General features: G+C 66.8%; 25 protein-coding genes and 4 tRNA genes. 14 read left to right on the top strand and 15 right to left on the bottom strand.

Features of this window, described 5'->3' with window-relative positions; all coding sequences use genetic code 11:
- Nucleotides 1–11: 11 nt before the first annotated feature.
- Complete coding sequence (locus tag ACIBHX_RS43915) at nucleotides 12–1,376, top strand: PLP-dependent aminotransferase family protein (RefSeq protein WP_397073875.1); 1,365 nt, start codon at nucleotides 12–14, stop codon at nucleotides 1,374–1,376.
- A gap of 55 nt (nucleotides 1,377–1,431) precedes the next feature.
- The gene (locus ACIBHX_RS43920; protein WP_397073877.1) at nucleotides 1,432–1,968 is read left to right on the top strand and encodes a hypothetical protein; all 537 of its coding nucleotides are present in this window, start codon (nucleotides 1,432–1,434) and stop codon (nucleotides 1,966–1,968) included.
- A gap of 1,072 nt (nucleotides 1,969–3,040) precedes the next feature.
- Here the strand turns inward: ACIBHX_RS43920 and ACIBHX_RS43925 are convergent.
- From ACIBHX_RS43925 to ACIBHX_RS43950, 6 genes are all read right to left on the bottom strand, one after another.
- Nucleotides 3,041–3,469: a hypothetical protein gene (locus ACIBHX_RS43925; RefSeq protein ID WP_397073879.1), complete on the bottom strand. Its 429-nt coding sequence runs from the start codon at nucleotides 3,467–3,469 to the stop codon at nucleotides 3,041–3,043.
- Nucleotides 3,470–3,602: 133 nt separating this feature from the next.
- On the bottom strand, nucleotides 3,603–4,142 hold the full coding sequence (locus ACIBHX_RS43930; protein ID WP_397073880.1) for a DUF6529 family protein: 540 nt from the start codon (nucleotides 4,140–4,142) through the stop codon (nucleotides 3,603–3,605).
- Between the two features lie 398 nt (nucleotides 4,143–4,540).
- On the bottom strand, nucleotides 4,541–4,732 hold the full coding sequence (locus ACIBHX_RS43935; RefSeq protein WP_397073882.1) for a hypothetical protein: 192 nt from the start codon (nucleotides 4,730–4,732) through the stop codon (nucleotides 4,541–4,543).
- Nucleotides 4,733–4,940: 208 nt separating this feature from the next.
- Nucleotides 4,941–5,909, bottom strand: a complete 969-nt coding sequence (locus ACIBHX_RS43940) for a metallophosphoesterase family protein (protein ID WP_397073884.1) — start codon at nucleotides 5,907–5,909, stop codon at nucleotides 4,941–4,943.
- The gene (locus ACIBHX_RS43945) at nucleotides 5,906–6,397 is read right to left on the bottom strand and encodes a cupredoxin domain-containing protein (protein ID WP_397073885.1); all 492 of its coding nucleotides are present in this window, start codon (nucleotides 6,395–6,397) and stop codon (nucleotides 5,906–5,908) included. Before ACIBHX_RS43945 ends, ACIBHX_RS43940 begins: the two co-directional genes overlap by 4 nt.
- 79 nt (nucleotides 6,398–6,476) lie before the next feature.
- Nucleotides 6,477–6,638, bottom strand: coding sequence for a hypothetical protein (locus tag ACIBHX_RS43950; protein WP_397073887.1), 162 nt, complete (start codon nucleotides 6,636–6,638; stop codon nucleotides 6,477–6,479).
- A gap of 598 nt (nucleotides 6,639–7,236) precedes the next feature.
- Here ACIBHX_RS43950 and ACIBHX_RS43955 point away from each other — a divergent pair.
- On the top strand, nucleotides 7,237–7,581 hold the full coding sequence (locus ACIBHX_RS43955; protein WP_397073889.1) for a hypothetical protein: 345 nt from the start codon (nucleotides 7,237–7,239) through the stop codon (nucleotides 7,579–7,581).
- A gap of 325 nt (nucleotides 7,582–7,906) precedes the next feature.
- Here the strand turns inward: ACIBHX_RS43955 and ACIBHX_RS43960 are convergent, their stop codons facing one another.
- Nucleotides 7,907–8,323, bottom strand: coding sequence for an NUDIX hydrolase (locus ACIBHX_RS43960; protein WP_350811984.1), 417 nt, complete (start codon nucleotides 8,321–8,323; stop codon nucleotides 7,907–7,909).
- 447 nt (nucleotides 8,324–8,770) lie between these two features.
- On the opposite strand from ACIBHX_RS43960, the gene ACIBHX_RS43965 reads away from it, so the two are divergent.
- The 5 genes from ACIBHX_RS43965 (at nucleotide 8,771) to xerC (ending at nucleotide 11,639) form a co-directional block, all read left to right on the top strand.
- Nucleotides 8,771–9,121, top strand: coding sequence for a hypothetical protein (locus tag ACIBHX_RS43965; RefSeq protein ID WP_397073891.1), 351 nt, complete (start codon nucleotides 8,771–8,773; stop codon nucleotides 9,119–9,121).
- Nucleotides 9,122–9,168: 47 nt separating this feature from the next.
- The gene (locus ACIBHX_RS43970) at nucleotides 9,169–9,981 is read left to right on the top strand and encodes an AAA family ATPase (protein ID WP_397073893.1); all 813 of its coding nucleotides are present in this window, start codon (nucleotides 9,169–9,171) and stop codon (nucleotides 9,979–9,981) included.
- A gap of 270 nt (nucleotides 9,982–10,251) precedes the next feature.
- Nucleotides 10,252–10,458: a helix-turn-helix domain-containing protein gene (locus tag ACIBHX_RS43975; protein WP_397073895.1), complete on the top strand. Its 207-nt coding sequence runs from the start codon at nucleotides 10,252–10,254 to the stop codon at nucleotides 10,456–10,458.
- Nucleotides 10,458–10,949: a hypothetical protein gene (locus ACIBHX_RS43980; protein WP_397073897.1), complete on the top strand. Its 492-nt coding sequence runs from the start codon at nucleotides 10,458–10,460 to the stop codon at nucleotides 10,947–10,949. Before ACIBHX_RS43975 ends, ACIBHX_RS43980 begins: the two co-directional genes overlap by 1 nt.
- 3 nt (nucleotides 10,950–10,952) lie before the next feature.
- Nucleotides 10,953–11,639: a tyrosine recombinase XerC gene (xerC, locus tag ACIBHX_RS43985; protein WP_397073899.1), complete on the top strand. Its 687-nt coding sequence runs from the start codon at nucleotides 10,953–10,955 to the stop codon at nucleotides 11,637–11,639.
- Here the strand turns inward: xerC and ACIBHX_RS43990 are convergent.
- The 5 genes from ACIBHX_RS43990 to ACIBHX_RS44010 all read right to left on the bottom strand — a co-directional run bounded on the left by ACIBHX_RS43990 (nucleotide 11,636) and on the right by ACIBHX_RS44010 (nucleotide 13,988).
- Complete coding sequence (locus ACIBHX_RS43990; RefSeq protein WP_397073901.1) at nucleotides 11,636–12,034, bottom strand: ankyrin repeat domain-containing protein; 399 nt, start codon at nucleotides 12,032–12,034, stop codon at nucleotides 11,636–11,638. The two genes, xerC and ACIBHX_RS43990, sit on opposite strands and share 4 nt — an antisense overlap.
- 136 nt (nucleotides 12,035–12,170) lie before the next feature.
- Nucleotides 12,171–12,247: transfer RNA gene (locus tag ACIBHX_RS43995), tRNA-Phe, on the bottom strand.
- A 5-nt stretch (nucleotides 12,248–12,252) separates the two neighbouring features.
- A tRNA-Asp gene (locus tag ACIBHX_RS44000) sits at nucleotides 12,253–12,327 on the bottom strand.
- A gap of 62 nt (nucleotides 12,328–12,389) precedes the next feature.
- Nucleotides 12,390–12,462 (bottom strand) — tRNA-Glu (locus tag ACIBHX_RS44005).
- Between the two features lie 74 nt (nucleotides 12,463–12,536).
- Nucleotides 12,537–13,988 (bottom strand): metallophosphoesterase, encoded by a 1,452-nt coding sequence (locus ACIBHX_RS44010; protein WP_397073903.1) that lies wholly within the window; start codon nucleotides 13,986–13,988, stop codon nucleotides 12,537–12,539.
- 33 nt (nucleotides 13,989–14,021) lie between these two features.
- On the opposite strand from ACIBHX_RS44010, the gene ACIBHX_RS44015 reads away from it, so the two are divergent.
- Nucleotides 14,022–14,372 carry a metallopeptidase family protein gene (locus ACIBHX_RS44015; protein WP_397073905.1) on the top strand — a complete coding sequence of 117 codons (351 nt, stop codon included), beginning with the start codon at nucleotides 14,022–14,024 and terminating at the stop codon, nucleotides 14,370–14,372.
- 142 nt (nucleotides 14,373–14,514) lie between these two features.
- Nucleotides 14,515–15,795 carry an MFS transporter gene (locus ACIBHX_RS44020; protein ID WP_397073907.1) on the top strand — a complete coding sequence of 427 codons (1,281 nt, stop codon included), beginning with the start codon at nucleotides 14,515–14,517 and terminating at the stop codon, nucleotides 15,793–15,795.
- On the opposite strand, the gene ACIBHX_RS44025 is transcribed toward ACIBHX_RS44020, so the two are convergent.
- Nucleotides 15,796–16,074, bottom strand: coding sequence for a PspC domain-containing protein (locus ACIBHX_RS44025; RefSeq protein WP_397073909.1), 279 nt, complete (start codon nucleotides 16,072–16,074; stop codon nucleotides 15,796–15,798).
- A 91-nt stretch (nucleotides 16,075–16,165) separates the two neighbouring features.
- On the opposite strand from ACIBHX_RS44025, the gene ACIBHX_RS44030 reads away from it, so the two are divergent.
- Nucleotides 16,166–17,320, top strand: a complete 1,155-nt coding sequence (locus tag ACIBHX_RS44030) for an acyl-CoA dehydrogenase family protein (protein WP_397073911.1) — start codon at nucleotides 16,166–16,168, stop codon at nucleotides 17,318–17,320.
- On the opposite strand, the gene ACIBHX_RS44035 is transcribed toward ACIBHX_RS44030, so the two are convergent.
- Nucleotides 17,317–17,634, bottom strand: a complete 318-nt coding sequence (locus tag ACIBHX_RS44035) for a hypothetical protein (protein WP_397073913.1) — start codon at nucleotides 17,632–17,634, stop codon at nucleotides 17,317–17,319. The two genes, ACIBHX_RS44030 and ACIBHX_RS44035, sit on opposite strands and share 4 nt — an antisense overlap.
- A 35-nt stretch (nucleotides 17,635–17,669) precedes the next feature.
- On the opposite strand from ACIBHX_RS44035, the gene ACIBHX_RS44040 reads away from it, so the two are divergent.
- A complete protein-coding gene (locus tag ACIBHX_RS44040; protein ID WP_397073915.1) occupies nucleotides 17,670–18,818 on the top strand; it encodes an alpha-hydroxy-acid oxidizing protein in 1,149 nt (382 codons plus the stop codon).
- A 58-nt stretch (nucleotides 18,819–18,876) separates the two neighbouring features.
- Nucleotides 18,877–18,952, top strand: a tRNA-Lys gene (locus tag ACIBHX_RS44045).
- Between the two features lie 808 nt (nucleotides 18,953–19,760).
- Here ACIBHX_RS44045 and ACIBHX_RS44050 read toward each other — a convergent pair.
- Nucleotides 19,761–20,435 (bottom strand): helix-turn-helix domain-containing protein, encoded by a 675-nt coding sequence (locus tag ACIBHX_RS44050; RefSeq protein ID WP_397073917.1) that lies wholly within the window; start codon nucleotides 20,433–20,435, stop codon nucleotides 19,761–19,763.
- A gap of 184 nt (nucleotides 20,436–20,619) precedes the next feature.
- Here ACIBHX_RS44050 and ACIBHX_RS44055 point away from each other — a divergent pair, with 184 nt between their 5' ends.
- The gene (locus ACIBHX_RS44055; RefSeq protein WP_397073919.1) at nucleotides 20,620–21,900 is read left to right on the top strand and encodes a serine hydrolase domain-containing protein; all 1,281 of its coding nucleotides are present in this window, start codon (nucleotides 20,620–20,622) and stop codon (nucleotides 21,898–21,900) included.
- Nucleotides 21,901–22,101 lie beyond the last annotated feature (201 nt).

Raw genomic sequence — 22,101 nt, forward strand, 5'->3', positions numbered from 1 at the left:
AAACTGGACCAATGTTCACCGGATGGCGACGACCCGCGACCCCGCTGCCCGACTCCCTCGCGGAGGCGTTCCGCGACGCCGTACTCGATGGGCGGGTCAGGATCGGTGACCGGCTACCGTCGGAACGGCAGCTGGCCGCGCAGCTCGGGGTGAGCAGGGGCACGGTGGTCACCGCTCTGTCCAGGCTGCGGGAGGAGGGCTGGCTGGTCACCCGGCAGGGCAGCGCGAGCACCGTACGGCTCCCGCCGCACCTGGGCGAGCGCTACGCGCCCGCGTCCGTGGACCGGCGGGACTCGGTCGACCTGCGCCGCGCCGTACCCGCCGCGCCGCGCGAGATCTACACCGAGGCCATGCACCGCGCCCTGGACAGGTCGGCGCGGCTGCTACTGGAAAGCGGGGAGCCGGACGCGGGACTGCCTGAGCTGCGCAAGCTGATCGCCGGCCGGTACACCGCCGAGGGCCTGCCCACCCGGCCGGAGCAGCTCCTGGTCACCTCCGGCGCCCGCGCCGCGCTGACCCTGCTCGTCGCGCATCTCGCGCCCCGCAGAGCGGTCGTGGAAAACCCCGCGTTCTTCGGCACGCTCGCCGTGCTGCGGCGGTTCGGTGTCCGCATGTCGCCGGTGCGGGTCACCACGGAAGGGTGGGACGCGGAGCAGCTCGCGGCCGCGTTCCGAGCCGCGGCGGGCACCGTGGCCTGCCTGGTACCCGACTTCCACAACCCGACGGGCGCGCTGATGGACCAGGAGACCCGGCGGGCGGTCACCGAGCTGGCCGCCGAACACCGGGTCACGGTGATCGTCGACGAGACCATGCGGGACATCGACCTCCGCGCCGCTCCCGTGCCCGAGCCCCGCCTCCGCAATGCGGTGACCGTCGGCTCGCTGAGCAAAGCCGTGTGGGGCGGCCTGCGGATCGGCTGGATCCGCGGCCCGGCCGCACTGGTCCGGGAGCTGCTCACGGACCCGCTCAGCGGCATGTGCGCGCCGCCGCCTATGGAGCAGCTCGTGGCCTGCGAGCTGCTCCCCCACCTCGATGCACTGCTGGAGCGCCGCCGCGGCGAGCTGCGCGGCCAGCGTGACCACCTGGCCGCCCGGCTTCGTGAGGGCGGCGACTGGACCTTCACGCTCCCGCCGGGAGGTCTCGCGCTGTGGCTGCGGCTCCACGGAACGTCCGGGGAGACGCTGGTCAGGCGGGCCACCGCCGCGGGCGTGGAACTGCTGCCCGGCCCGGCCTTCTCCCCCGACGGCACCCTGACCCACTGGCTACGACTGCCCTACACAGCCCGACCGGACACGCTCGACCGCGCGGTCGAAGTGCTCAGGTGTCCGGCCACGGCCGCACTGAAGGAAGCCTCAACGTCTGGCGGCCCGGACTAGCTCACCTTCTGAAATCTCCATGCGTTTTGGTCCGTAGGACCATGTCCTCATGCCAGTGACCGAGTTCATCTCGTTGGTGCTCGACAGCCCCAGCGCCCCTACGGGCCGGGTTCCTCAGCTCGGGGAATCCGTCCCCGTTGCGCGGTGGCTGTCTTCGTCGTCATCCATCGCAGCAGTACTCATGATCCGACACCGGAGAGACCAGACCTTCGCTTCTGAGATCGCTATCGCCGTACGGCAGGCGCATGGTACTTGGCGAGACCTGGACCTCGGGTCAGGAGCCGGCGGCTATCCGAACGTGTTCACCGAGCGACCACACGATGCGGAAGCAGCCATTCTCGGGACCACCGAAACCTGGCTATCGGAAGCCGACACCAACGCAGGGCGCGGCATGCCGCTCACCCTTATGGAACTCTTCGTCGGCGCCTCGATCACGTCCGTCGTGTGCGAAACCGCGACCGGCCCAGCAGAGCAGGAAGTGTCACCCTCGGGGCTAGTCCTTGTAGGCGCCCTATCGGAGCGGGCGACCGTGGGAATTTACCAGGGCACCACAGTCGTGCGGACCTTCCGCATGTCACCCACGCCGGGATAGGTGCGAACGCAACCACACCCCTGCCAAACTCCGCGGCCCTGGCAACGCGCGAACTGAGCAGTTCGCCATCTTACGTGTGGTGCTCCATCCGTCAGTCCGGGGACACCAAGACCGTCAAGTCACGGCGATCCCTGCGCATCCCCACCCGGTGCGTGACCGCCCTCAAGGCTCTGCCGCACGAACAGGGGGAGCCCGGTCTTCTTATCCGCAGGGAAGCTCCCGCGACGTGCGATCATCTGCTGACGTGCATTTACACGTCTTGCTCGGCCAGCGTGGGACAGCACCAGTGCCCTGGATGTCCCGCCGCAGCGTGCCTGCCTGGAGATGGCCACCTCGACCAACCCTGACCCGAAATACGGACAATCCCGCCCGCCTTCATCGAGGGCTATCACCATCACTTGAGTGTCTGTACAGGATCGTTACGAGACATCCCTTATCACGCCAACACCACCCTCTTACTCTTTTCCCTGCTATATCCCCCCGATCAAGGAAGCTGATGAAGCTCTTACTCGCAGGCCTCGTGGCAACGGCCGCGGCCGTATCCGCGGTAGCCGTACCCGCTCAAGCGGCATCCGTCGCATCCGTGCACGCCTGCCCACGGCCCTGACCGAGCTGATCACACTCGGGCGAACGCTCAAACGCCGGGCCGGGCCGTGCGCTGGCAACAGGCCTGGATGAACGTCTTCACCACCACCCGGGACCCGCCCACCGCTCGAGCGGCCTGACCTACTCGAAACTTCTGGTCACCACCCCGAACTGACGACCACGATGGTCACCCCCGCGCCCACAGCGCCACCCCGCCCCCCGAACTCGCATCACCCGGACAGGCCGCGACCCGCGCACGGCGAGCCTCCCACACCGAAAACAGAGCTCTTACCCGCGACGACGGTCCTCATGGAGAAATTGGGCCGAGAAACCATCACAAATTCACGCCGTGGATTCAGGCTCAGGCTGGTGGCGAAAAGGTTGTTTTCGGGTTGACACACATTCGAACGGCCAGTGGCGGAAACTCGGCGGGCTTCAGCCCATCACCGTCACTGGCCGTTCCGTTGCCGTTCAGGGCCCCGATCTATCAGGGAGTGGGCGGTTCGCTATCACCGGACCGGCGAGGTGCGGCCGCCGAGCGGGCACGGGCCTGACGGGCGAGGTCGCCGAACAGCTGTGCCGGCGGCACGATCTGGCCCTCCTTGCCGATCGGTGAGGGGGCCAGCGGCACCAGCAGGTCGGTGGCCGGCGAGTGCAGCCACAGCGCCATCAGGTACAGCGCGGGGATCCGGAGCAGCCGCAGTTCGAAGGCGGCCTTCTCCAGTTGCGGCAGTGCCCGGGCAGACTGTACGGCGGTTGCGGTGGCGGCCACGAACCGGCCCTCGGTGAACTGCGCCGGCTCAGGGGTGCCGTCCGGGGCCTGTGCGGTCTCGGCGCTGGCGATCACCTCCCCGCCGCCGGTGATCAGATAGCGCCAGCCGCCACATGCGGACGCCCGAGCGGCGACGGAGATCACCGGGCGTGATCGATGAGGACTTTCGGCTGATGACGGGCCCGTACAGGGCGACCGGCGCTCGGCCGGTGGCGTCCAAAATCTTTGGACGGCATCGTCGCGGTCCTTGACGGGCGGCCGCGTCTGTGGGGGACTGCTAGGGCTGGGTCAGCTGCCAGAGGGCCGCTGAGGACCACAGGATTGCGATGAGGGTGACCAGGGTGCCACCGGCGAGTGGCAACGCCCAGGTGGGTAGGCGCCGGCTGCGGACGAGGAGTACCTTCGCGGCGAATGCGCCGTAGAAGAAGCAGCCCGCGAGGGAGTGGAGGGCGGCCCGGGTGCTGTACGTCTCTATTCCGTAAGCGGTGATGCAGTGGTACGCGATGGGTAGGGATAGCGCGAACAGCACGGCTCCGCCGATGCGGTGGGCGAGGGGTACCGGGCGGGGGGCGGCGCCGGCGCCGGGTAGCCGTCGGTACATCCAAAGCGCCAGTATGAGCTGGTAGAGGGCCAGGCCCAGCAGGGCGGTGCCGAGTTGGGCCTTCAGGAGGTTCGCGTTGTTGCCGTAGTGTCCGAACAGGCTGGTGACGTAGTCGGGTGTGTGTATCCGGCCGAACGCGTACAGGGCTGCCGTCACGGCGAGGGCGAGGGCGGCGGCTGCTGTCAGCCGCAGCCCAGCCGGGCGGGCTGGTGACATCCTGTGGTTTGCTCCCACGTTCCTCCGATCCCTGCGTATTCTCGGCTGTCGCGCCGCCACAACAGCCCGCTCAACGTAGTTCAACTAGTTATGTCCCGCCTTCGCAGTGTCCCCGGCGTCAATCTCCCGAAAACCGGGGAATGCCAGGTTTTGCTGTGCCCCGAAATTCGCGGGATTATGTTACTGAGAAATACTTGGGGTTATCGCCCCGCTGGGTTTCGTCGCCCGTCAATTCATGCGTAGGCGCCGACGGTGCGATCCAGCCAGCCGCAGGTGGCCTCTATTCGGTACCAGAAACTCGCGCGGGATACCAGTTCACCCGCCCTTGACATCCGGTGGCAAGATCGACAGCGGCACGCGCCACGAGTATCGACATGCGGCGTGACCAGTATGGATGATTATTCGGCACCCGTGAGGCCCTCCGCCGGCTTGCGCATGGCCAGCTGCCAGGCCGCGAGCAGCAGCAGCGCGGCCACTTCGACGATCACGCTGATCGCAGCCTGCGGGGAGGGGGTGAATCCGTGCTCGGTGAACCCGAAAATCCCGATGGCGCGGGAGAGCGTGAAGCCGCCCAGCGCACCCAGGGCCACGGCGGCGGCGCCGAGCCTGACGATGGCCGAGTCGCTGACGAGCAGCAGTAGGGTGACGGCGAAAGCGCCGCCGGCGTGGAGCAGGAACGCCGTGCCGATGATGTGGATGTGCCGGTAGCCGCCGTTGAGGCAGAGGTCGGCGTGGATGTAGCCGCTGACGGCGATGGCGGCGGCCGTGCTCAGGCGGGCGCGAGGGCCGCGGACGCCTTCATGCCAGCTTGTGGTCGGTGACGGCCAGGCCGCCTACGCCCTTACGGTAGGTGACAGTGCGGATGCCCAGTGCGTCCTTGAGGCGGCCGGCTGGTACCACCTGCGGGAGGGGTCCCGGCCCGATGCCCGGTTTGGGCAGCGGGTAGGCGGTGGTGGTGGCGCTGTGAAAGGTGACGTTGCCTTCGGTCTTGGTGAACAGCTGGTGCACGTGGCCGTTCAGGCAGGTCACAGAGGAGAAGCGGCGTAGCAGGCCTAGGACCTTGATGGCGTCATCGGTGCCCCAGCCCCAGGCCGGGTACATGGCGAACAGCGGAATATGGCTGAACACCACGATGGGAGTATCAGCCGATAGACCAGTGACGTCTTTGCGGACGAAGTCGATCTGGTCGGTGCCAAGGTGCCCGAGATGCTCCAGGTGCAGGGTGTTGACCAGAGCGATGAAGTGGACGCCATGGGTGTCGAAGCTGTACCAGCCGTCGCCGAGGGTGTTTGCGCCGAATCGCTGCCGGTACGCATGTCCGCCGTCGCCGATCGAGTCGTGTTCCCCGGGCACCGTGAAGACGCGACCGGTACGCAGGCCGGTCAACATCTGCTTGACCTGGTCGAACTGGCCCGGGGTGGACAGGTGGGTGAGGTCGCCGCTGTGCATGACGAAGTCGGGCTGGAAGCCCAGGCTGTTGACCTGATTGAGCGCTTCGGTGAACGTTCGGGTCACGTCGGTGTTGGCGGCGCCGGTGAAGCCGATGTGGCTGTCGGAAATCTGCACGAACCGCAGCGCGCCAGAGTTGGCGGCGGCCTGTGCGGCGGCGCTGTCCTGGCTGTCTGCGATGCTGCTGATCACTTGGCCGTCGGCCACCGTCAAGACCACGGCGGCGCCAAACCAGCCGGCGTGGCGCAGCAGTTGGCGGCGAGACATCCCGTGTTCCGGCGTCGGCTCGGCTTCACGCGGATCGATAGGGCCGGTCACTGGGTCACCGTCACAGTGGCAGTCATGAACGGGTGGATGCTGCACAGGTACTTGTAGGTGCCCGGCGTGGTGAACTTGTAGGGGTAGCGGGCACCGGACGCCAGCGCGGAGGAGCGGAGCGGACCCTGGCCCTGGCTCGTCACGGTGTGCGGTTCAGGGTCCTGGTTGGTCCAGGTCACCGTAGTGCCTGCCTTGACGGTCAGCACAGCGGGATGGAAGGCGAAATTCTTGATCGTCACGGAGTTCGGGCCCACCGGCGTGGCCGGCGCGCTGCCTGTGGGTGCGGCTGTGGCCGTGTTGGGCATCTCCGGGATGGCAGATGCCGAGCCGGTGCCGCCGGGCATGCCGGGCAGGTTCTGGCCGGCGCCCGGGGTGATCCCGGCGGACGCCGGGCCGCGGTGCGGCGAGCCGCCGCAAGCGGCGACCAGAGCAAGTGCGCCGATCAGGGCCGGTAGGCGCGGTATGCGGGGATGAATATCGTGACTCATACTCATGTCCCTCTCGATGGCTGGAGTGCCGATCCACTCAGCGCGAATCGGCATCGACACTGTGAGACAGCACGCCGGGTTACCCACGGAACTGGTGGCCGGTATGGAGCAGGAATGGGGTGACGTTGCCCCAGTGGGTGAACTCCGGTGCCTTGAAGTCCGGATGGGTCGGCCGGTAGTCGCCGGGTTTGCCGGTGGTGGTGTAGGGCGGGGTGGCGTCCGCGCCGTCGTGCGCGCGCAAGGCGAGGATGTCGCGGGCGCCTGGCACCGGCCTGGATGCCCGCCTGTTTAGCGGGGCCGGCGGGATGCCAGGCGAGGTCCGCGGCCAACTGGTGGTCCAGGTCGGTCTTCTGCGCCGGGTACACAAGCCTCCTCCTGATCAAGTTTGAAGGAAAGGTGACAGGCCGCTCCGGCACATCCACCAGCGCCGACCGTGGCTGGACTCGACTGCGCCGACGTGCTGAAACCCGATCCAGAGCATTTTTATCCTGAACTGACCGAAGCAACGTGAAACCACTGGATGTGCGACGTTGCCACTCATATCGCCGGATATAGATGCATAGTCAATTATGTCCCACCTTCGCGGTATCCCCGGCGTCAATCTCCCGGAACCGCGGAATGCCAGGTTTTGCTGTGCTCTGAAATTCGCGAGGATATTTTACTGAGAAATACCTGGGGTTATCGCCTCGCCGGGTTTCCTCGCCCGTCAATTCACGCGTATCGAAACGGCTCGCTTCCGTAGGTGCTGACCGAGAACACGCTTGTGCCGACCGCCGCGTCTTCCTCGCGCCGTCGACGGTTACGTCCGGCACGGCCCCGGCGTCCAATGCCGTTGGATCATGAACGATCAACGCCTGCTCCTGCGCGCTGTTGCCTGCCCGCTCCCGCTGGCCGAATGCGTCAGCTTGCGCGGCGCCCGACGAGCCGGACCACCACCTGTCTCGCCCACCGAACCGGTGACCGTTCAACGGGTGGTCTCCAGCCGCGGCGGCTTCCAAGTCGTCGGGCAGAAGATCCAGATCGGCCGTGTCCACGCCCGCAAGATCTTGGAGGTGACCGTGGACGACACGCACATCACCATCCACGACAACGGCGAACCCCTCCGCATCGTGCCCCGGACCACTACCCAGGAGATCACTCGGATCAAGTCCACCGCGCATACTAAGAAGCGAAAGATCGGCTAGGAGTGTCAAGCATCATCCGAGGCCAAAGCGTCAAGCATCAAGTGAGTTCACACACGACGTCGGGCTGATTGTCCTGTCCCGGGAGATGCTTGACGCATCAGTCCCAGGACATGTTTGACGGGTTGTCGGCGTACGAGTTGCAGTGCAGGGCCGCGTACGCCACCGAGTACACAGCTGCCATCGACATCCGCAAGCTCAGCGGCGAGCTGATGGTCGAGCCGCCGCCCGCACACAGAAATCATCGACTACACACAGTGACGTTCGCCGAGCCCCGGTGGTGTCCGGATCTGCCGATGAGCGCGCACCCCTGGCTTCCGGAGCGACGTCACGTGACGAGCACGGCGGTGAGCATCGAGAGATACGACTCGTGGGCGAGACGCAGGCTGTCAAGGTCGGACGTCTCGAACCACGCCACAGCGTCGTGCTCGTCCGGCGCGGCGTTGACGGGTGTTCCGGTCCACCTGTCGATCAACCAGATCTGCATGTCGAACGTCGCGGTCCGGATCTCATGCATCGGCGGGCTGGACGGCTCCGATGCCGTGATTCCCAACTCCTCCCGAAGCTCGCGGACTAGGCTCTCTTTCGGATCCTCCCCCTCCTCAACATGACCGCCCGGCAGGTCCCACACGTCGGGATACCAACGGCGTCCGGCGCTTCGATGACACAGCAACACCCGATCGCCGTCGCGAAGAACGGCCGTCACAATCCGGACCGGACCGGAGTCGTCAGCGGAGATCGTCATCGGCACATTCTGCCCCATGCGGATCTGCCGCGATCCGGGCGCTAGCCCACGTCCACCGATTACTCATCGTGAGTAGCGGACCTGGGTCGTCGGGCCGGCCGCCATCGCAGCGTCCCGAATGCTTCGCGCCCCCGACCTCTGCACATTTGGCGTACCCGACTCTGCACCGGAATCCATACGCCGACACGGGTGTCAATATCGGTCGATCTTGTCTATCTGCTGATCTAGTGAACGTGGGCTTTGGCCTGCGGCTAGCGTGCGCCTGTGCCGCTCTCTGATGCCGATATGACTGCTCTGCTCGCGCCTGCGGGACTCCGTCTCATCCAACGCGAGACCTCGGAAGTCCGGCGCCCTCCGGTGCCGCTGGGAGGGCCTGCCAGCGCTGGGGCCGAGGACGGGCGATTCGACTCTCGTTCGGACGAGATAGCCGAGGTCGACGCTGCAGACATGCCCGACAAGGTCAATGCGGGCTGGTTCCGGATGGCGACGGAATACGGGCTCTTCAACGAAGATCGAGAGTTCGTGCTTGGCGTCACCTACGCACCAGACGAGGAGCCAGACGAGCGGGACGCGCACAGGGCGTGGGTCCGCGTGCGACTCCTCGATGACTGGGACCTGGTCAGAAGCGAGGTAGATCAGCTCCGAAGCTGGATGGCCGGACTATTCACGACCCGCTTCGTACCCGAGTTCACCATGGTGTCCCTCGACGGGCGGACGCTGATCAACACCACCGTCTGGGGCGACGGGACCGTAAGCACGATCGCAATTCGGCCTGACGACGGCTCTTCCCAGGACTAACGCCAGCGTGAAAGTGACAGGCTAGTCCGTGGGAGCCTGCCGTCCACGTGGCCGGCGCCGGTACGGCAACGCCGTTCCGCACCTCGTGGACCGCTGACGAGCTGATGGCCATGACCTTCCCAGAGACGCGCTGGGCAGTGCCCGGCGTCATCGCCGAAGGGCTCAACCTGCTGGCCGGACCGCCCAAGGTCGGCAAGAGCTGGCTGTCACTCGGTACGGCAATCGCCGTCGCCGGGGGCGGCAAGGCTCTGGAGGCCATCGACGTGGAGCCAGGCCCGGTGCTCTATCTGGCCTTGGAGGACACCCCACGACGTCTCCAGTCCCGCATGAGCAAGATCTTGGGAGAGCAGGCCGCGCCCCGTGACCTCACCCTGGCCACGAGCTGCCCCACGCTCCCGCAAGGCGGAGACGACGCCATCGCCCGATGGCTGGAACGCAACCCCGGGGCGCGCATGGTCGTCATCGACGTCTTCGCCAAGGTACGCGGCACCACTCCGCCGGGCCTGTGCGCCTATGACGCCGACTACACCGCCATGAGCCGCGCCAAGCGGCTGGCCGACACCTACGGCGTGGCCGTCGTCCTGGTCCACCACGTCCGCAAGATGCGCTCTGACGACTTCCCTGGAGCAGGTCTCCGGCACCAACGGCCTGGCCGGTGCCGCAGACGCCACACTCGTACTCAAATGGGCACGCGGCACCGCCGATGGGGTACTGCACGTCACCGGGCGGGACGTGGAGGAAGCCGAGTACGCCGTGGCCTTCCAACCCGCCGCCGGAGTCTGGCACCTGCTGGACGGCCCACCCGAGGATCACACCCTGCCGGATACCCGCGCGGCCATCGTGCGCTACCTCAGGGCTAACCCGAACACCACACCCAAGGCCATCGCCGACGGCACCGGCCTATCCCACGAGAACGTGCGCAAGACCTGCCCCCGCATGGTCACCGACGGACAGCTCTGCGTGGACGCCGCCGGACGCTACCGCCTGCCAGGGACACCGTTCCCGGGACGTGTCCCCGCTGTCCCTGGTGTTCCTGAATCGGTTCTGACCAGCACCAACGCACCCAATCAAGAGGGACACCCGACCTTGCCTGGTGTCTCTACTGTCCCTGACAAGGAGCACCCGCACCCATGAACACCCCAGGGCCTGACGACACCCAGCTCTACCGCATCACCGACGCCATGCAGCTACTCAGGCTCAGCCGGAGCCTGATCTACGACCAGATCCGTACGGGCCGCCTGCGGTCGGTCAAGCAGGGCCGCGCCCGCCTCATTACCGCCAACGGCATCCGCCAGTACATCGCCCTCCTGGAGAAGGAAGCAGAGGAAGCAGCCTGATGACCAAGCGACGAAGCAGAGGAGATGGTGGCATCCACTGGGATGAGAAGCGCCAGCGCTACATCGCCACCGCCAGTCTCGGCTACGCCCCCGACGGCAAGCGCATCGTCAAGCGCGGGAGCGGCAAGACCAAGGCCGAAGCCCTGGGCAAGCTCAAGGAAGTCCTTAGGGATCACGAGGATGGCCTGGCCATCGCGCCGACCAATTACACGGTCAAGGAGGCCGTGACGTACTGGTTGACCCACGGGCTCAAGGGGCGCGCCGCCAAGACCATCAAGACCTACACCTGGTACGCGGACACCCACATCATTCCTGCTCTCGGCAAGCGGAAGCTTCGTGACCTCTCGGTGGAAGACGTAGACCGATGGCTGGCGAGCAAGACCGAGACACTCAGCACACGCTCGCTCAAGCTGATCCACAACATCCTGAATCGCTCCGTCCGGAACGCCATGCGCCGCGATCTGATCAAGCGGAACGTGGTGGACCTCTGAGAAGTGCCCACTGGCAGAGCGGGCCGCTCATCAAAGGCCCTCACCATCGACCAGGCCGAAGCCGTGCTCAAGGCCGCTGAGGCAGCGACGTGCCGCATGCGCGCGTACATCGTGCTGGCCCTGCTCACCGGGGCGCGGACCGAGGAACTCAGGGATCTCCGGTGGGATCACGTGGTCGCCTACGACGAGACCCGGAAGTCCTGGCGGCCCGTCACCGAGGCCGGTTGGGATCACGAGCAGTTCGCCATCTACGTGTGGCGCTCCGTACGGCAGTCCGGGGACACAAAGACCGTCAAATCACGGCGGTCCCTTCGCATCCCCACCCGGTGCGCGACCGCGCTCAAAGCCCTCCTGCACGAGCAGAAGGACCTCGAAGGGCTCAGCAAGCGCCGTGTGTTCGGCACGAAGAACGGGACCGCCATGACGGCGGAGAACGTCCGCAGGGACTTCCGACTCGCCATCAAGGGCGCTGAGGGAGTCGACCCGGCAGAGTGGACGCCGCGCGAGCTGCGCCACAGCTTCTTATCTCTGCTCTCCGCCCACGACGTGCCGATCGAGCAGATCTCACGCCTGGTCGGTCACACCAACACGGTCGTCACGGAGACCGTCTACCGCAAGCAGATCAGGCCAGTGATGCAGGAGGGGGCGACGGTCATGGACGCGATCTTTCCACTGACGTCGGAGTCTTAAGCCGGGGAGTCTGTGGCACGGGGCAGCTCAGGACAGGGGTCCGGGATGATGCCACCGTGACGGCGTGCGATGTGGGCTTCGATCAAGCGCACAGCCAGTCCGTGACGGTAGCGGAATGCGAAGAGTCGCGGAATCGTCCCGTCAGGACCTGGAAGTTCTGGGTCGGCCCCATAGGCCAGCAGTACGGCGGTCCGAGCAGCGTTCAGACGCTCTCCGGTCTGGGCCGCCCCGTCAGCTTCGGCGTCAATCGCATGCAACAGCAGGGTCATGTTGGACCACACCTCGTTCGGGTCGACCCCGGCATCGAGCAACCGGGTCAGCTCCTCCAGGTCCCCATGCTCCACGGCCATATGCGCCGGGGTAATCGGCGTATCAGCTACCGCGTCGTGTTCCACGATTGTGATCAAAGCACGCAGCCGCCTACCGAGGCCACATCAGCTGAGCTCAAGGTCTTAGTAACACAGTTAGTCACGCAGGCAACAAAAACGCCCCGGAGCGATCGTCGCTTCGGGGCCTTCTTGCTGGTCGTAATGGTGGTCAGGGGCAGGGTCGAACTGCCGACCTTCCGCTTTTCAGGCGGACGCTCGTACCAACTGAGCTACCTGACCCAGAGCGGTCCTGACGGGACTTGAACCCGCGACCTCCACCTTGACAGGGTGGCGAGCACTCCAAACTGCTCTACAGGACCTTGCGTTTTGCCTCGCTTAGCCTACCAGCTTCCCGGTGGTCCTAAGACCAGCCGTTCCGCCGTGCCCCCAACGGGATTCGAACCCGTGCCGCCGCCTTGAAAGGGCGGTGTCCTAGGCCGCTAGACGATGGGGGCTCAGGAAACTCCCTGCGCCTGCCGTCGGAGACCTCTGAAGCATAGGGGACGATTGCCCCTGATGCCAAAGTGGCTTATGACGGCGTGCCAGTGACCACTTCCGATGGCGTCGGAGCGCTCGTCGGCACAGGGGAAATCATACGTCCAGGGTCCTCCTCCACGTGACGTTGGATGTACACCGATTGCTCTCCGAGGCCGCCGAGCGTGACGTCGTCCCACGCCTGCAGGCGGTGCGTCTTCTTGTCGAAGTACAGGACGGAGGCCATGACGGGCGTGGGCTCGGCGTGTTCCAGTGCCCGCAGGCCGGCGCCGCCGGTGGAGCCCTGGACCATCAGGCGGGTGCCGCTGGGCAGGAGCGAGGTGGATCTCTGGTGCTCGTGGCCCGCCAGAATCAGCGGGGCCGAGCCCGAGAAGCCCCTTCCGACCACGGGATCGTGGACACCCACGATGTCGGGCGGGCGCGCCAGCCGTACGGCATGCGAGCGACCGAAGTTCTCCAGGACCGCGGGATCCGAGTCGACGGCGACCGATTTGTCCGGAGTGAAGCGCGGATCCCCGAGACCGTAGATCGTCAGACCGGAGACCGTCCTGACGGAGTCATCCAGGACGATGGCGTTCTTCTGGGCCGCCACGGCCTTCTGCGTGGTCGCGGAGTCGTGGTTGCCGCGGATGAAGACGTACGGCACGCCCAGCCGCCCGATCTCCTCGACGAACTTGTTCTCCGGTTTGCTCCCGTGGTCGGAGATGTCCCCGGTGTCGATGATCAGGTCGGCCCTGAACTGGTCCTTGAGCGAGCGGATGACGTTCCAGGCGATCGGGTTGAGATGGATGTCCGAGACGTGCAGGACGCGGATGGATCGGGGGTCGGCGTCGTAAAGGGGCAGCGTCGACACCGTGTCGTACAGCTTGGAGACGTTCGTCACGAGTTTGGTGAGCTGGGAGCGGTAGGACTCGAACTTGGTCACCAGCGACTCGGCACTGCCGACCAGGGAGGGTGCGGCGGCGATCAGGCCGGAGTAGCGGGGCTCGACCAGGGACGCCGGCTTGAAGGTGAGCGCGGCGATCCCGGCTGTCAACGACAGAGCCACGCAGGTGGCGACAAGTCCGACGAATCCCAGCAGGGGCCGGCGGAAGACCAGCAGGACCGCCATCAGGGCCCCCGCGCAGGCGCACAGCAGCGAGCGGATGACCAAGGCGCGGACCCCGTCCAGCAGGTCGCGCTCGAGGATCTCGGGGAGCCTGTCGGCGATCTTGGGGTCCTCGATGAAGGCCCTGGCCCGGTCCTGGTCGATGTTCTCCAGCGAGATGCGCAGGCGCAGCGGCGCGTCGTGGGTGCGGAAGGACAGCGTGCCGAGCGGGCTGGCGTCCACGATGGTCTCGCCGTGCCACGCGGGACGCAGGGACATCCCGGTCTCCACCGGGCCTACCTGGGTGTCCACGGTGCCGCTCAGGAAGATGCCCAGCCACGCTCCGACCGCGGCCACGAACAGCACGGCCACGACTCTCAGGCTTCGCAGGTACTTCATACGTTTTCTTGCTTACCTGACGGACGGGGCAGAATGGCAAACGTGATCCAGGTATCCCGGGAGAAGTTCGAAGAACTCGTGGCCGAGGCATTGGACACGATCCCGCCCGGGCTCACCCGGGCGATGAGCAATGTCGTAGTTACGGTCGTCGACGATCCACCCGATCCCCATCTTCTGGGCCTGTACACCGGGGTGCCCCTCACGCAGCGCGGCGACTGGTACTCCGCTGTCTTGCCCGACCGCATCGAGATCTACCGCAATCCGATATGCCAGATTTGCGATACGGAGGAGCAAGTGGTGGACGAAGTGCGCATCACCGTCATCCATGAGGTCGGACACCACTTCGGCATCGACGACGACAGGCTCCACGAGCTCGGCTACTGACCGACATGTCGCCGATTTCTCCATCGGCGATTACAGTTTGCAAGGGGCTGGCTGCTTTGGGTTGCGGCGTGCCAGGTGTTCAGGCACCTTAGGTGACATAGCGAACACTCTGAGTCAGGCACAGCGGAGTCCTATGGGGGCCATGCGGACAGGGCGGCTGCCGGGGCGACACCGCCGTGCCGTCGAGCGCCAAGCCACCTTTGGCGAGGTCATCGCCATCAGGGAGTTCCGCGCGCTCTGGCTGGCCCAGGGGCTCTCACTGCTGGGAGACCAGCTCGCCCAGGTGGCGCTGGCCGTACTCGTCTACGACCGCACGCGCTCGCCGCTGGCGACCGCGGCCGTCTACGCGCTGACCTACCTGCCCTCGATCGCCGGTGGGCCGCTGCTGTCCGGCCTGGCCGACAGGTTCGCCCGCCGTGGCGTGATGATGACCTGCGACGTCCTGCGCGCGCTGCTGGTGGCGGCGATGGCCCTGCCGGGCATGCCGTTCTGGGCGCTGTGCGTGCTGGTGTTCTTCGTGGTGCTGCTCAGCGCCCCTTTTTCGGCCGCCAGGGCGGCGCTGCTGCCCGAGGTGCTCGAGGGCGATCGGTACGTGGCGGGCTCGGCCCTGCAGAACATGACGAACCAGGCCGTCCAGATGCTCGGCTTCGCGGCCGGCGGCGCCCTGATCGCCACCATGGGCCCCTACCGCGCCCTGGCGCTGGACGCCGCGACGTTCCTGGCCTCGGCGCTCATTCTCATATCTGGTGTACGGCGGCGCCAGGCGGCGGCCAAGCACGACAAACCGTCCATGTGGACCATGACGCGAGCCGGAGCGCGGCTCGTGTTCGGCGACAAGAAGCTGCGGACCCTGGTGCTGTTCGCCTGGCTGTGCGGGTTCTACATCCTCCCGGAGGGGATCGCCGCGCCGTACGCGGCCAGGCTCTACACGGGCACGCTGCCGGTGCCCGTGATCACGGGGTTGCTGATGGCGGCCATGCCGACGGGCACCGTACTGGGCGCCTTTCTGTTCAGCAGGTTCGTCACGCCGTCGGGGCGGATGCGGATGATGGGCTGGCTGGCCATGCTGAGTTGCGCGCCGCTGGTGGTGACGGCGATGCGGCCGCCACTGGCCGTGGTGATCGCGGCGTGGGTCCTGTCGGGGATCGGCGGCGCGTACCAGCTCGCGGCGAACGCGGCCTTCGTGCAGTGTGTGCCGGCCGAGCGGCGCGGCCAGGCATTCGGGCTGGTGCAGTCGGGGTTGATGGCGGTGCAGGGCGTGGGGATCCTGGTGGGCGGGTTCGCCGCCGAGCGAGTCGGTCCAGAGCCGGTCGTGGCACTGGCCGGGGTCACCGGGGTGACGACCGCGGCCGTGCTGGCCATGATCTGGACCGAGTCGCGTGGAGACAACTCCACCCGGGTCCGGGCCGAGGCCACCGCCTGATCACTGCTGAGGCTTGTGCTCGTCGTTCCACGGGGACGTCTGCTGCTGCTTGTTGAACAGGTCCTGGACGATCGAGGTCTCCCTGCCCTCTTCCGGCATCAGGAGCCAGCCGATCGCGTACACGCCCACGCCCACGCCGCCGAACAGGGTGGCGATGGCCAGCGCGATCCTGACCAGGTTGGCGTCGACGCCGATGTACTCGCCGATCCCCGAGCAGACGCCCGCGAGGATCCTGCCGTTGTGGGTCCGACGAAGCTGCTTGGTGTTGTATTCGCTCATGCCTCAAGACTGCCCCCGGACCCGGTGTTCGCACATCGGGATTCCCCCTGGTAGAACCCTGGTAGCCCCCTAAGCGAAGGAGAGGACCGTTATGGACGATCTGCTGCGCCTCGATGAACGGCTGAGCGACGAGCAGCGCATGATCCGCGACACGGTCAAGTCCTTCGTCGCCGACCACATCCTGCCGGACGTCGCCGACTGGTTCGAGCAGGGCATCTTCCCAGCTCGCGAGCTCGCGCCCGTCCTCGGCGAGCTCGGGCTGCTCGGCATGCACCTGCAGGGGTACGGCACGGCGGGTACGGATGCCGTGTCGTACGGCGTGGCCTGCCGGGAGCTGGAAGCAGGGGATTCCGGACTCAGGTCCTTCGTGTCGGTTCAGGGTTCCCTGGCCATGTTCCCGATCTGGAAGTACGGGTCGGAGGAGCAGAAGCAGGAGTGGCTGCCCCGGATGGCCGCCGGCGAGGCGATCGGCTGCTTCGGCCTGACCGAGCCCGACCACGGCTCCGACCCCGCGGGCATGCGCACGTTCGCCAAGCGTGACGGCGACGACTGGGTGCTCAACGGCGCCAAGATGTGGATCACCAACGGCACCGTCGCGGACGTGGCCGTGGTCTGGGCGCAGACCGACGAGGGCATCAGGGGCTTCGTGGTGCCCACGGACACACCCGGGTTCTCCGCCCCTGAGATCCACAAGAAGCTGTCCCTGAGGGCCTCGGTGACCTCCTCGCTCTATTTCGACGACGTACGGTTGCCCGGCTCCGCCGTACTGCCTGAGGTGCGAGGCCTGAAGGGCCCGCTTTCCTGCCTCTCCGAGGCCCGTTTCGGGATTCTGTGGGGCGTTGTGGGCGCTGCTCGGGCGTGCCTGGAGGCCGCGGTGGACTACGCGAAGACGCGGGTGCAGTTCGGCAAGCCGATCGGCGGGTTCCAGCTGACGCAGGAGAAGCTGGCCTGGATGTACGTCGGGACGGCGCAGGCCCAGCTCACGGCGCTGCACCTGGGGCAGCTGAAGGACGAGGGGAAGCTGGAGGCTCGCCAGATCAGCTTCGGCAAGCTGGCCAACGTGCGGGCGGCCCTGGACATCGCGCGGCAGGCCAGGTCGATCCTGGGCGGCAACGGGATCACCCTGGAGTACCCGGTCATCCGGCACATGAACAACCTGGAATCCGTCCTGACCTACGAGGGCACCCAGGAGATCCACACGCTGGTGCTCGGCGAAGCTCTGACGGGGATCGCCGCCTACCGCTAGATCTGGTGGACGCTGCCCAGTTGGTCCACCACCAGCGTGACCCGGCGCTCCCTGGCGGTCAGGGTCACGATCAGCCAGACAGGAAGCCACAGGCCGCAGCTCATCGCCGTGAGCAGCGCGTGCAGCACGTGCCTGGGCGTCCTGCTCTTGACCAGGGTGGCCATGTGGGCGGACTGCGACTCCACCCGCCAACCCCTGGCCGCCAGATGGGCCACGGTCATGGCGAGGTTGCGCGCGGGGTCGGGGTTCAGCTGGTATCCGGGTGGCATCTCGGCCTCGCTCTCTTTTGAAGGGTTCTGTCCGCTTGTCGCCACGCCTCCCAGGACATGGGCCATTTATCGTGGTCCTTATGGGGTTTACGGACTTTCAGCGCGACATCTACGGGGATGCGGGGGCTCCGCCGTACAGCGTGAATCTCCCGGCGCTGGAGGAGGCCGCGCGGGCCGTCATGAGCGTGGAGGCGTTCCAGTACCTGGCGGGGTCGGCAGGGGACGAGGCGACCGCGCGGGCCAACCGCGCGTCGTTCGACTCGTGGCGGATCGTGCCGCGGATGCTGACAGGTCCCGATGATCCCCCTTCGCTGTCCGTCGAGCTCTTCGGGCAGACCTATCCGGCGCCCGTCGCGCTCGCGCCCGTCGCGGCTCAGACGATCATGCATCCGGACGGCGAGCTGGCCTCTGCTTTGGCGGCCGCTTCTGTCGGCCTGCCGTTCGTGTTGAGCTCCTTCGCCTCGCACTCGCTGGAATCGATCGCCTCCGTGGGCGGCCCGCGGTGGTTCCAGCTCTACTGGCCCTTCGACGACGAGCTCACCGCCAGCCTGCTCTCGCGGGCGGCGTCGTCGGGCTTCTCCGCGCTGGTGGTCACGCTGGACGCGTGGGTGGTCGGCTTCCGGCCCCGGGAGCTCGACCTGGGCTACAACCCCTTCCTGAAGGGCATCGGCCTGGCCACGCCCCTCTCCGACCCGGTCTTCATGGGCCGTACGGCCGGCCTGTCGGACCCGGACGCGGGGAAGATGTGGGCCTCGCTGGTGCAGGGGCGGGCGCACTCGTGGTCGGAGCTGGAGTTCCTGCGCGCGCACTGGCCCGGGCCGATCCTGCTCAAGGGCATCCTGCATCCGGACGACGCCCGTCGCGCCGTCGACCACGGGATGGACGGCATCATCGTCTCCAACCACGGCGGCCGCCAGCTCGACGGCGCCGTGTCCTCCCTGCAGGCCCTGCCGGAGGTGGCCCGCGCGGTCGGCTCCCAGTGCACCGTAGCCCTGGACTCGGGCCTCCGGACCGGCGCCGACGTGCTCAAAGCCCTCGCCCTAGGAGCCCACTTCGTCCTCCTGGGCCGCCCCTACCTGTGGGGTCTGGCCCTCGGCGGCGAACCCGGGGTACGCCACGTCCTCCGCTCCCTCCTGGCGGACCTCGAGGTCTCCCTGGCCCTCTCAGGCCGTACCCTGTCCACGCTTGCCCCCTCGGACCTCGTACGCGGTGACGGTACGTTATGGTGACCGGTTAACGGCGTCGCGGAGCGGGCGCGGATGTCGGTACCCTTCTGGGGGAACGTTAGGGGCGTTAGCTCAATTGGCAGAGCTGCGGACTTTTAATCCGTAGGTTCCGGGTTCGAGCCCCGGGCGCCCTACCACTTCAAACCCCGCCTGACCTGCACTTTCTCGGTTCTCGCCCCTCTCCCGAGAGGCACAGGCGGTCGAGTCCGTGCTCGTCACGTGCTCTTCGGCACGCATCCAGCACATCGACGACCGGACAGCGGGTCCCGTTCAGCGCTCGGTTTGGACTGCTTCGCAAGCCAGACCCGCAGGAAGACTGAATGAATACCAAGCCGAAAGACCGGACAGGCACCTCAGTCCGGATTTCACCTGCCACTGGCTCAAGGATTCATCAAGCCGCTTGCCAATCGCCGACGGGGATCACGGCACGTACTGCTTCAACCTCGTGCACGTTGGTCTGAGCTGGTGTTTCGTCGGGCCTGTTATGCGGCTCGAGGTACTCGTTGATGGCTCCGCTGAGTGTCGAATGTCAGCCAATTGAGCCAGCCCGTGCGCAGGTAATCGAGCCACTCGAAGCGGGTGGCTCAGGAAGGACAGCGGAACCGTTTTGGGCGGTATACGCCGAATTGAACGCTTCGGTGTGGTCTTGTGGTCGACGTGACCGTCGGATGACCTGTCCTGCAGGATCAGGTCAAGGTAGAGCGGCCGCAGACGCAGCCAAAGATGAACGACCTTGACCTGCGACGAGAACCGACCATCCTCACGGCGCCGGAAGATCGCGCTCATGGCCTTCACTCACTGTGGCCATAGACGGCCCCGTGGCGTGGGTCGGTGACGATCAGCAGGAACCGGTCAGCCGGCTCGCCGGGTACGTGACACGGGAACATCTCACCAGGTCTGCACCGACAGCGGCGGCGAGCGCGTCCGCTGTTCGGCTGAGACCCGTCACGCCAGGAGGGTGCGCCAGCGGTCGGCCGACTCCATGATGTCCAGGCTGACGCGTTCCAGGTACGCCGCTGTCTTGGCCAGCCGTCGCCCCACGGGGCTGTCGAGCCCGTACGTCTCGGCCGCCGCCGTCGTGGCCCGCACTGTCTCGAGCGTCCGCCGCTCGCTGATCATGATCGCGTGGTACCAGGCCTCGTCGTCGATCATGTAGATGTCGCGACGCCGCCGCGGATCGCGCTCGCGACGGACGAATCCCTGCTGGGCCAGGAAGTTCACGGCCACGGAGACGGAGGCCGGGCTGACCTTCAGTCTGTGGGCCAGTTCGGCGGCGGTGCGCCTGCCGTCCTCGGCCAGCATCAGGTCGTGGTGCACGCGCGCGGCCGTCCTCGGCATCCCCGCTCTGACCACCATTTCGATGATCTCCTGTTCCATCGTGGCGACCGGCGGTGTGGCCGCGAGCGGGGGTGCCGGTGTGCCGCGCCGTGCCCGCTGGATCGTCGCTTGGTGTGCCTGCTGGGGCCGGTAGCCGGCGGGGCCGCCGTTGCGTGCGATCTCCCGGGTGATCGTCGAGGTCGGCCGGTCGAGCCGCCTGGCGATCTCGCGGTAGGAGAGTCCGTCAGCGAGTCCGGCCGCGATGCGCTGGCGGTCCTGCTGGGTCAATCGTCGTCCTGGCATGCCGTCAGTGTTGCCTTAGCCGCCATTCATTGCAACATGGTGTTGCTTTCGAACACAGCGTCATTGCGTCCAATTTATCGCCATTTACCTGGGAAAACGTTGTTCCACAGATTGACTCACCTCTGAATGCAACGTAGCTTTCGAGCTGCACAAGACACGTACTATCGCGAAGTGAGGAATGGTTATGGATCAATCTCTTCATACCGTCAAGGGCAACAGGGTCCGGAGGCTGCGGGTCTCCCGGCGAGTGGCGGTCACGGCGCTGGCCGCCGCGCTGCTGGCCGGGGCGGCCGCACCCGCCTTGGCCACCGCGGACAGCAAGGCCGTGCCGAAGGCCGCTGCCGGACAAGACCGCCCGGAACTGCAGAAGGCCATCCAGGCGTTCGTCGATGCCGGTTTCCTCGGGATGCAGGCGCGCGTGAACGATGAGCGGGGCGAGTGGGTCGGCAGCGCCGGGCAGCGCAAGCTGGGCGCGAGCGCCAAGCCGCCGACGAATGGGCGGTTCCGGATCGGCAGCGCCACCAAGCCCTTCATCGCGACCGTGGTGCTGCAGCTGGTGGACGACGGCAAGATCGGACTGGATGCGTCGGTGGCGGACTATCTGCCCGAGTTCGAACTGGACCGGCGGATCACGGTGCGGATGCTGCTGCAGCACACCAGCGGGTTGTACGCCTACACCGGCGAGTTCCGCCCTGACGGCTCGGTCGAGCCGGGGATCCCCGCGGCGGGCAAGGAGTGGGTGGACAACCGGTTCAAGACCTACCAGCCGCAGGAGCTGGTGCGCTTCGCGATGTCCAGGCCCGCGCGGTTCGAGCCGGGCAAGGGCTGGAGCTACTCCAACACCAACTACACGCTGGCCCAATTGCTGATCGAGAAGGTCACCGGCCACTCGATCGCCGAGGAGATGAAGCGGCGGATCCTGCGGCCGCTCAAGCTGCGAGGCACCGTAGTGCCGGGCACCACGGATCTCCCCGGCCCGCACGCCCACGGCTACTACCGCTACCAGGACGAGAGCGGCCAGTGGAAGGTGGTTGACGTCACCCGCCAGAACCCCTCCCTGCAGGCCGGCAACGGTGACATGATCTCGACCACCAAGGATCTCCACACGTTCTTCTCCGCGCTGAACAGCGGCAAGCTCCTGCCGACCCGGCTGCTGGCCGAGATGCGCAAGCCGCACCCGAAGAGCGCCGGCATCTTCGGCAGCTACGGCCTCGGGATATACGTGCAGGACCTGGGGCCCGGCTGCGGCATCGTCCTCAACCACAACGGCAGCGCCACGGGGGGCTACTCGACGGCGATGCTCAGCACGCCCGATGGAAAGAAAACCCTGACCGCTTCGATCACCTTCGGGGACGTCGCACCCGACCTGGGACAGGCGTTCTCAAAGGCGCTGGACAACCTTCTCAAGCAGGTGTTCTGCGGCGGGCAGGCCGGGTCAGCTGACGAGGCCACGCCGGCTCCGTAGACAGGGCGAGCACCTTGGGCCCGTACACCTTGAAGGCGGGGCCCGTTGCGGTTGTGCATCAGGTAGAGCATGAAGTAGGCCACGCCGAGCTCGTTGAGCGCGGCGTGGCCGGTCCAAGAGGCGCGTACACCGAGCCGAGCAGGCACAACCGGTCGACGCACCCGTCAGGGACGAAGCCGGCCAAGGAGATGCCTGCTCTGC

The sequence above is a fragment of the Nonomuraea sp. NPDC050536 genome (assembly GCF_044457685.1).
In the GTDB taxonomy this organism is placed as follows: domain Bacteria; phylum Actinomycetota; class Actinomycetes; order Streptosporangiales; family Streptosporangiaceae; genus Nonomuraea.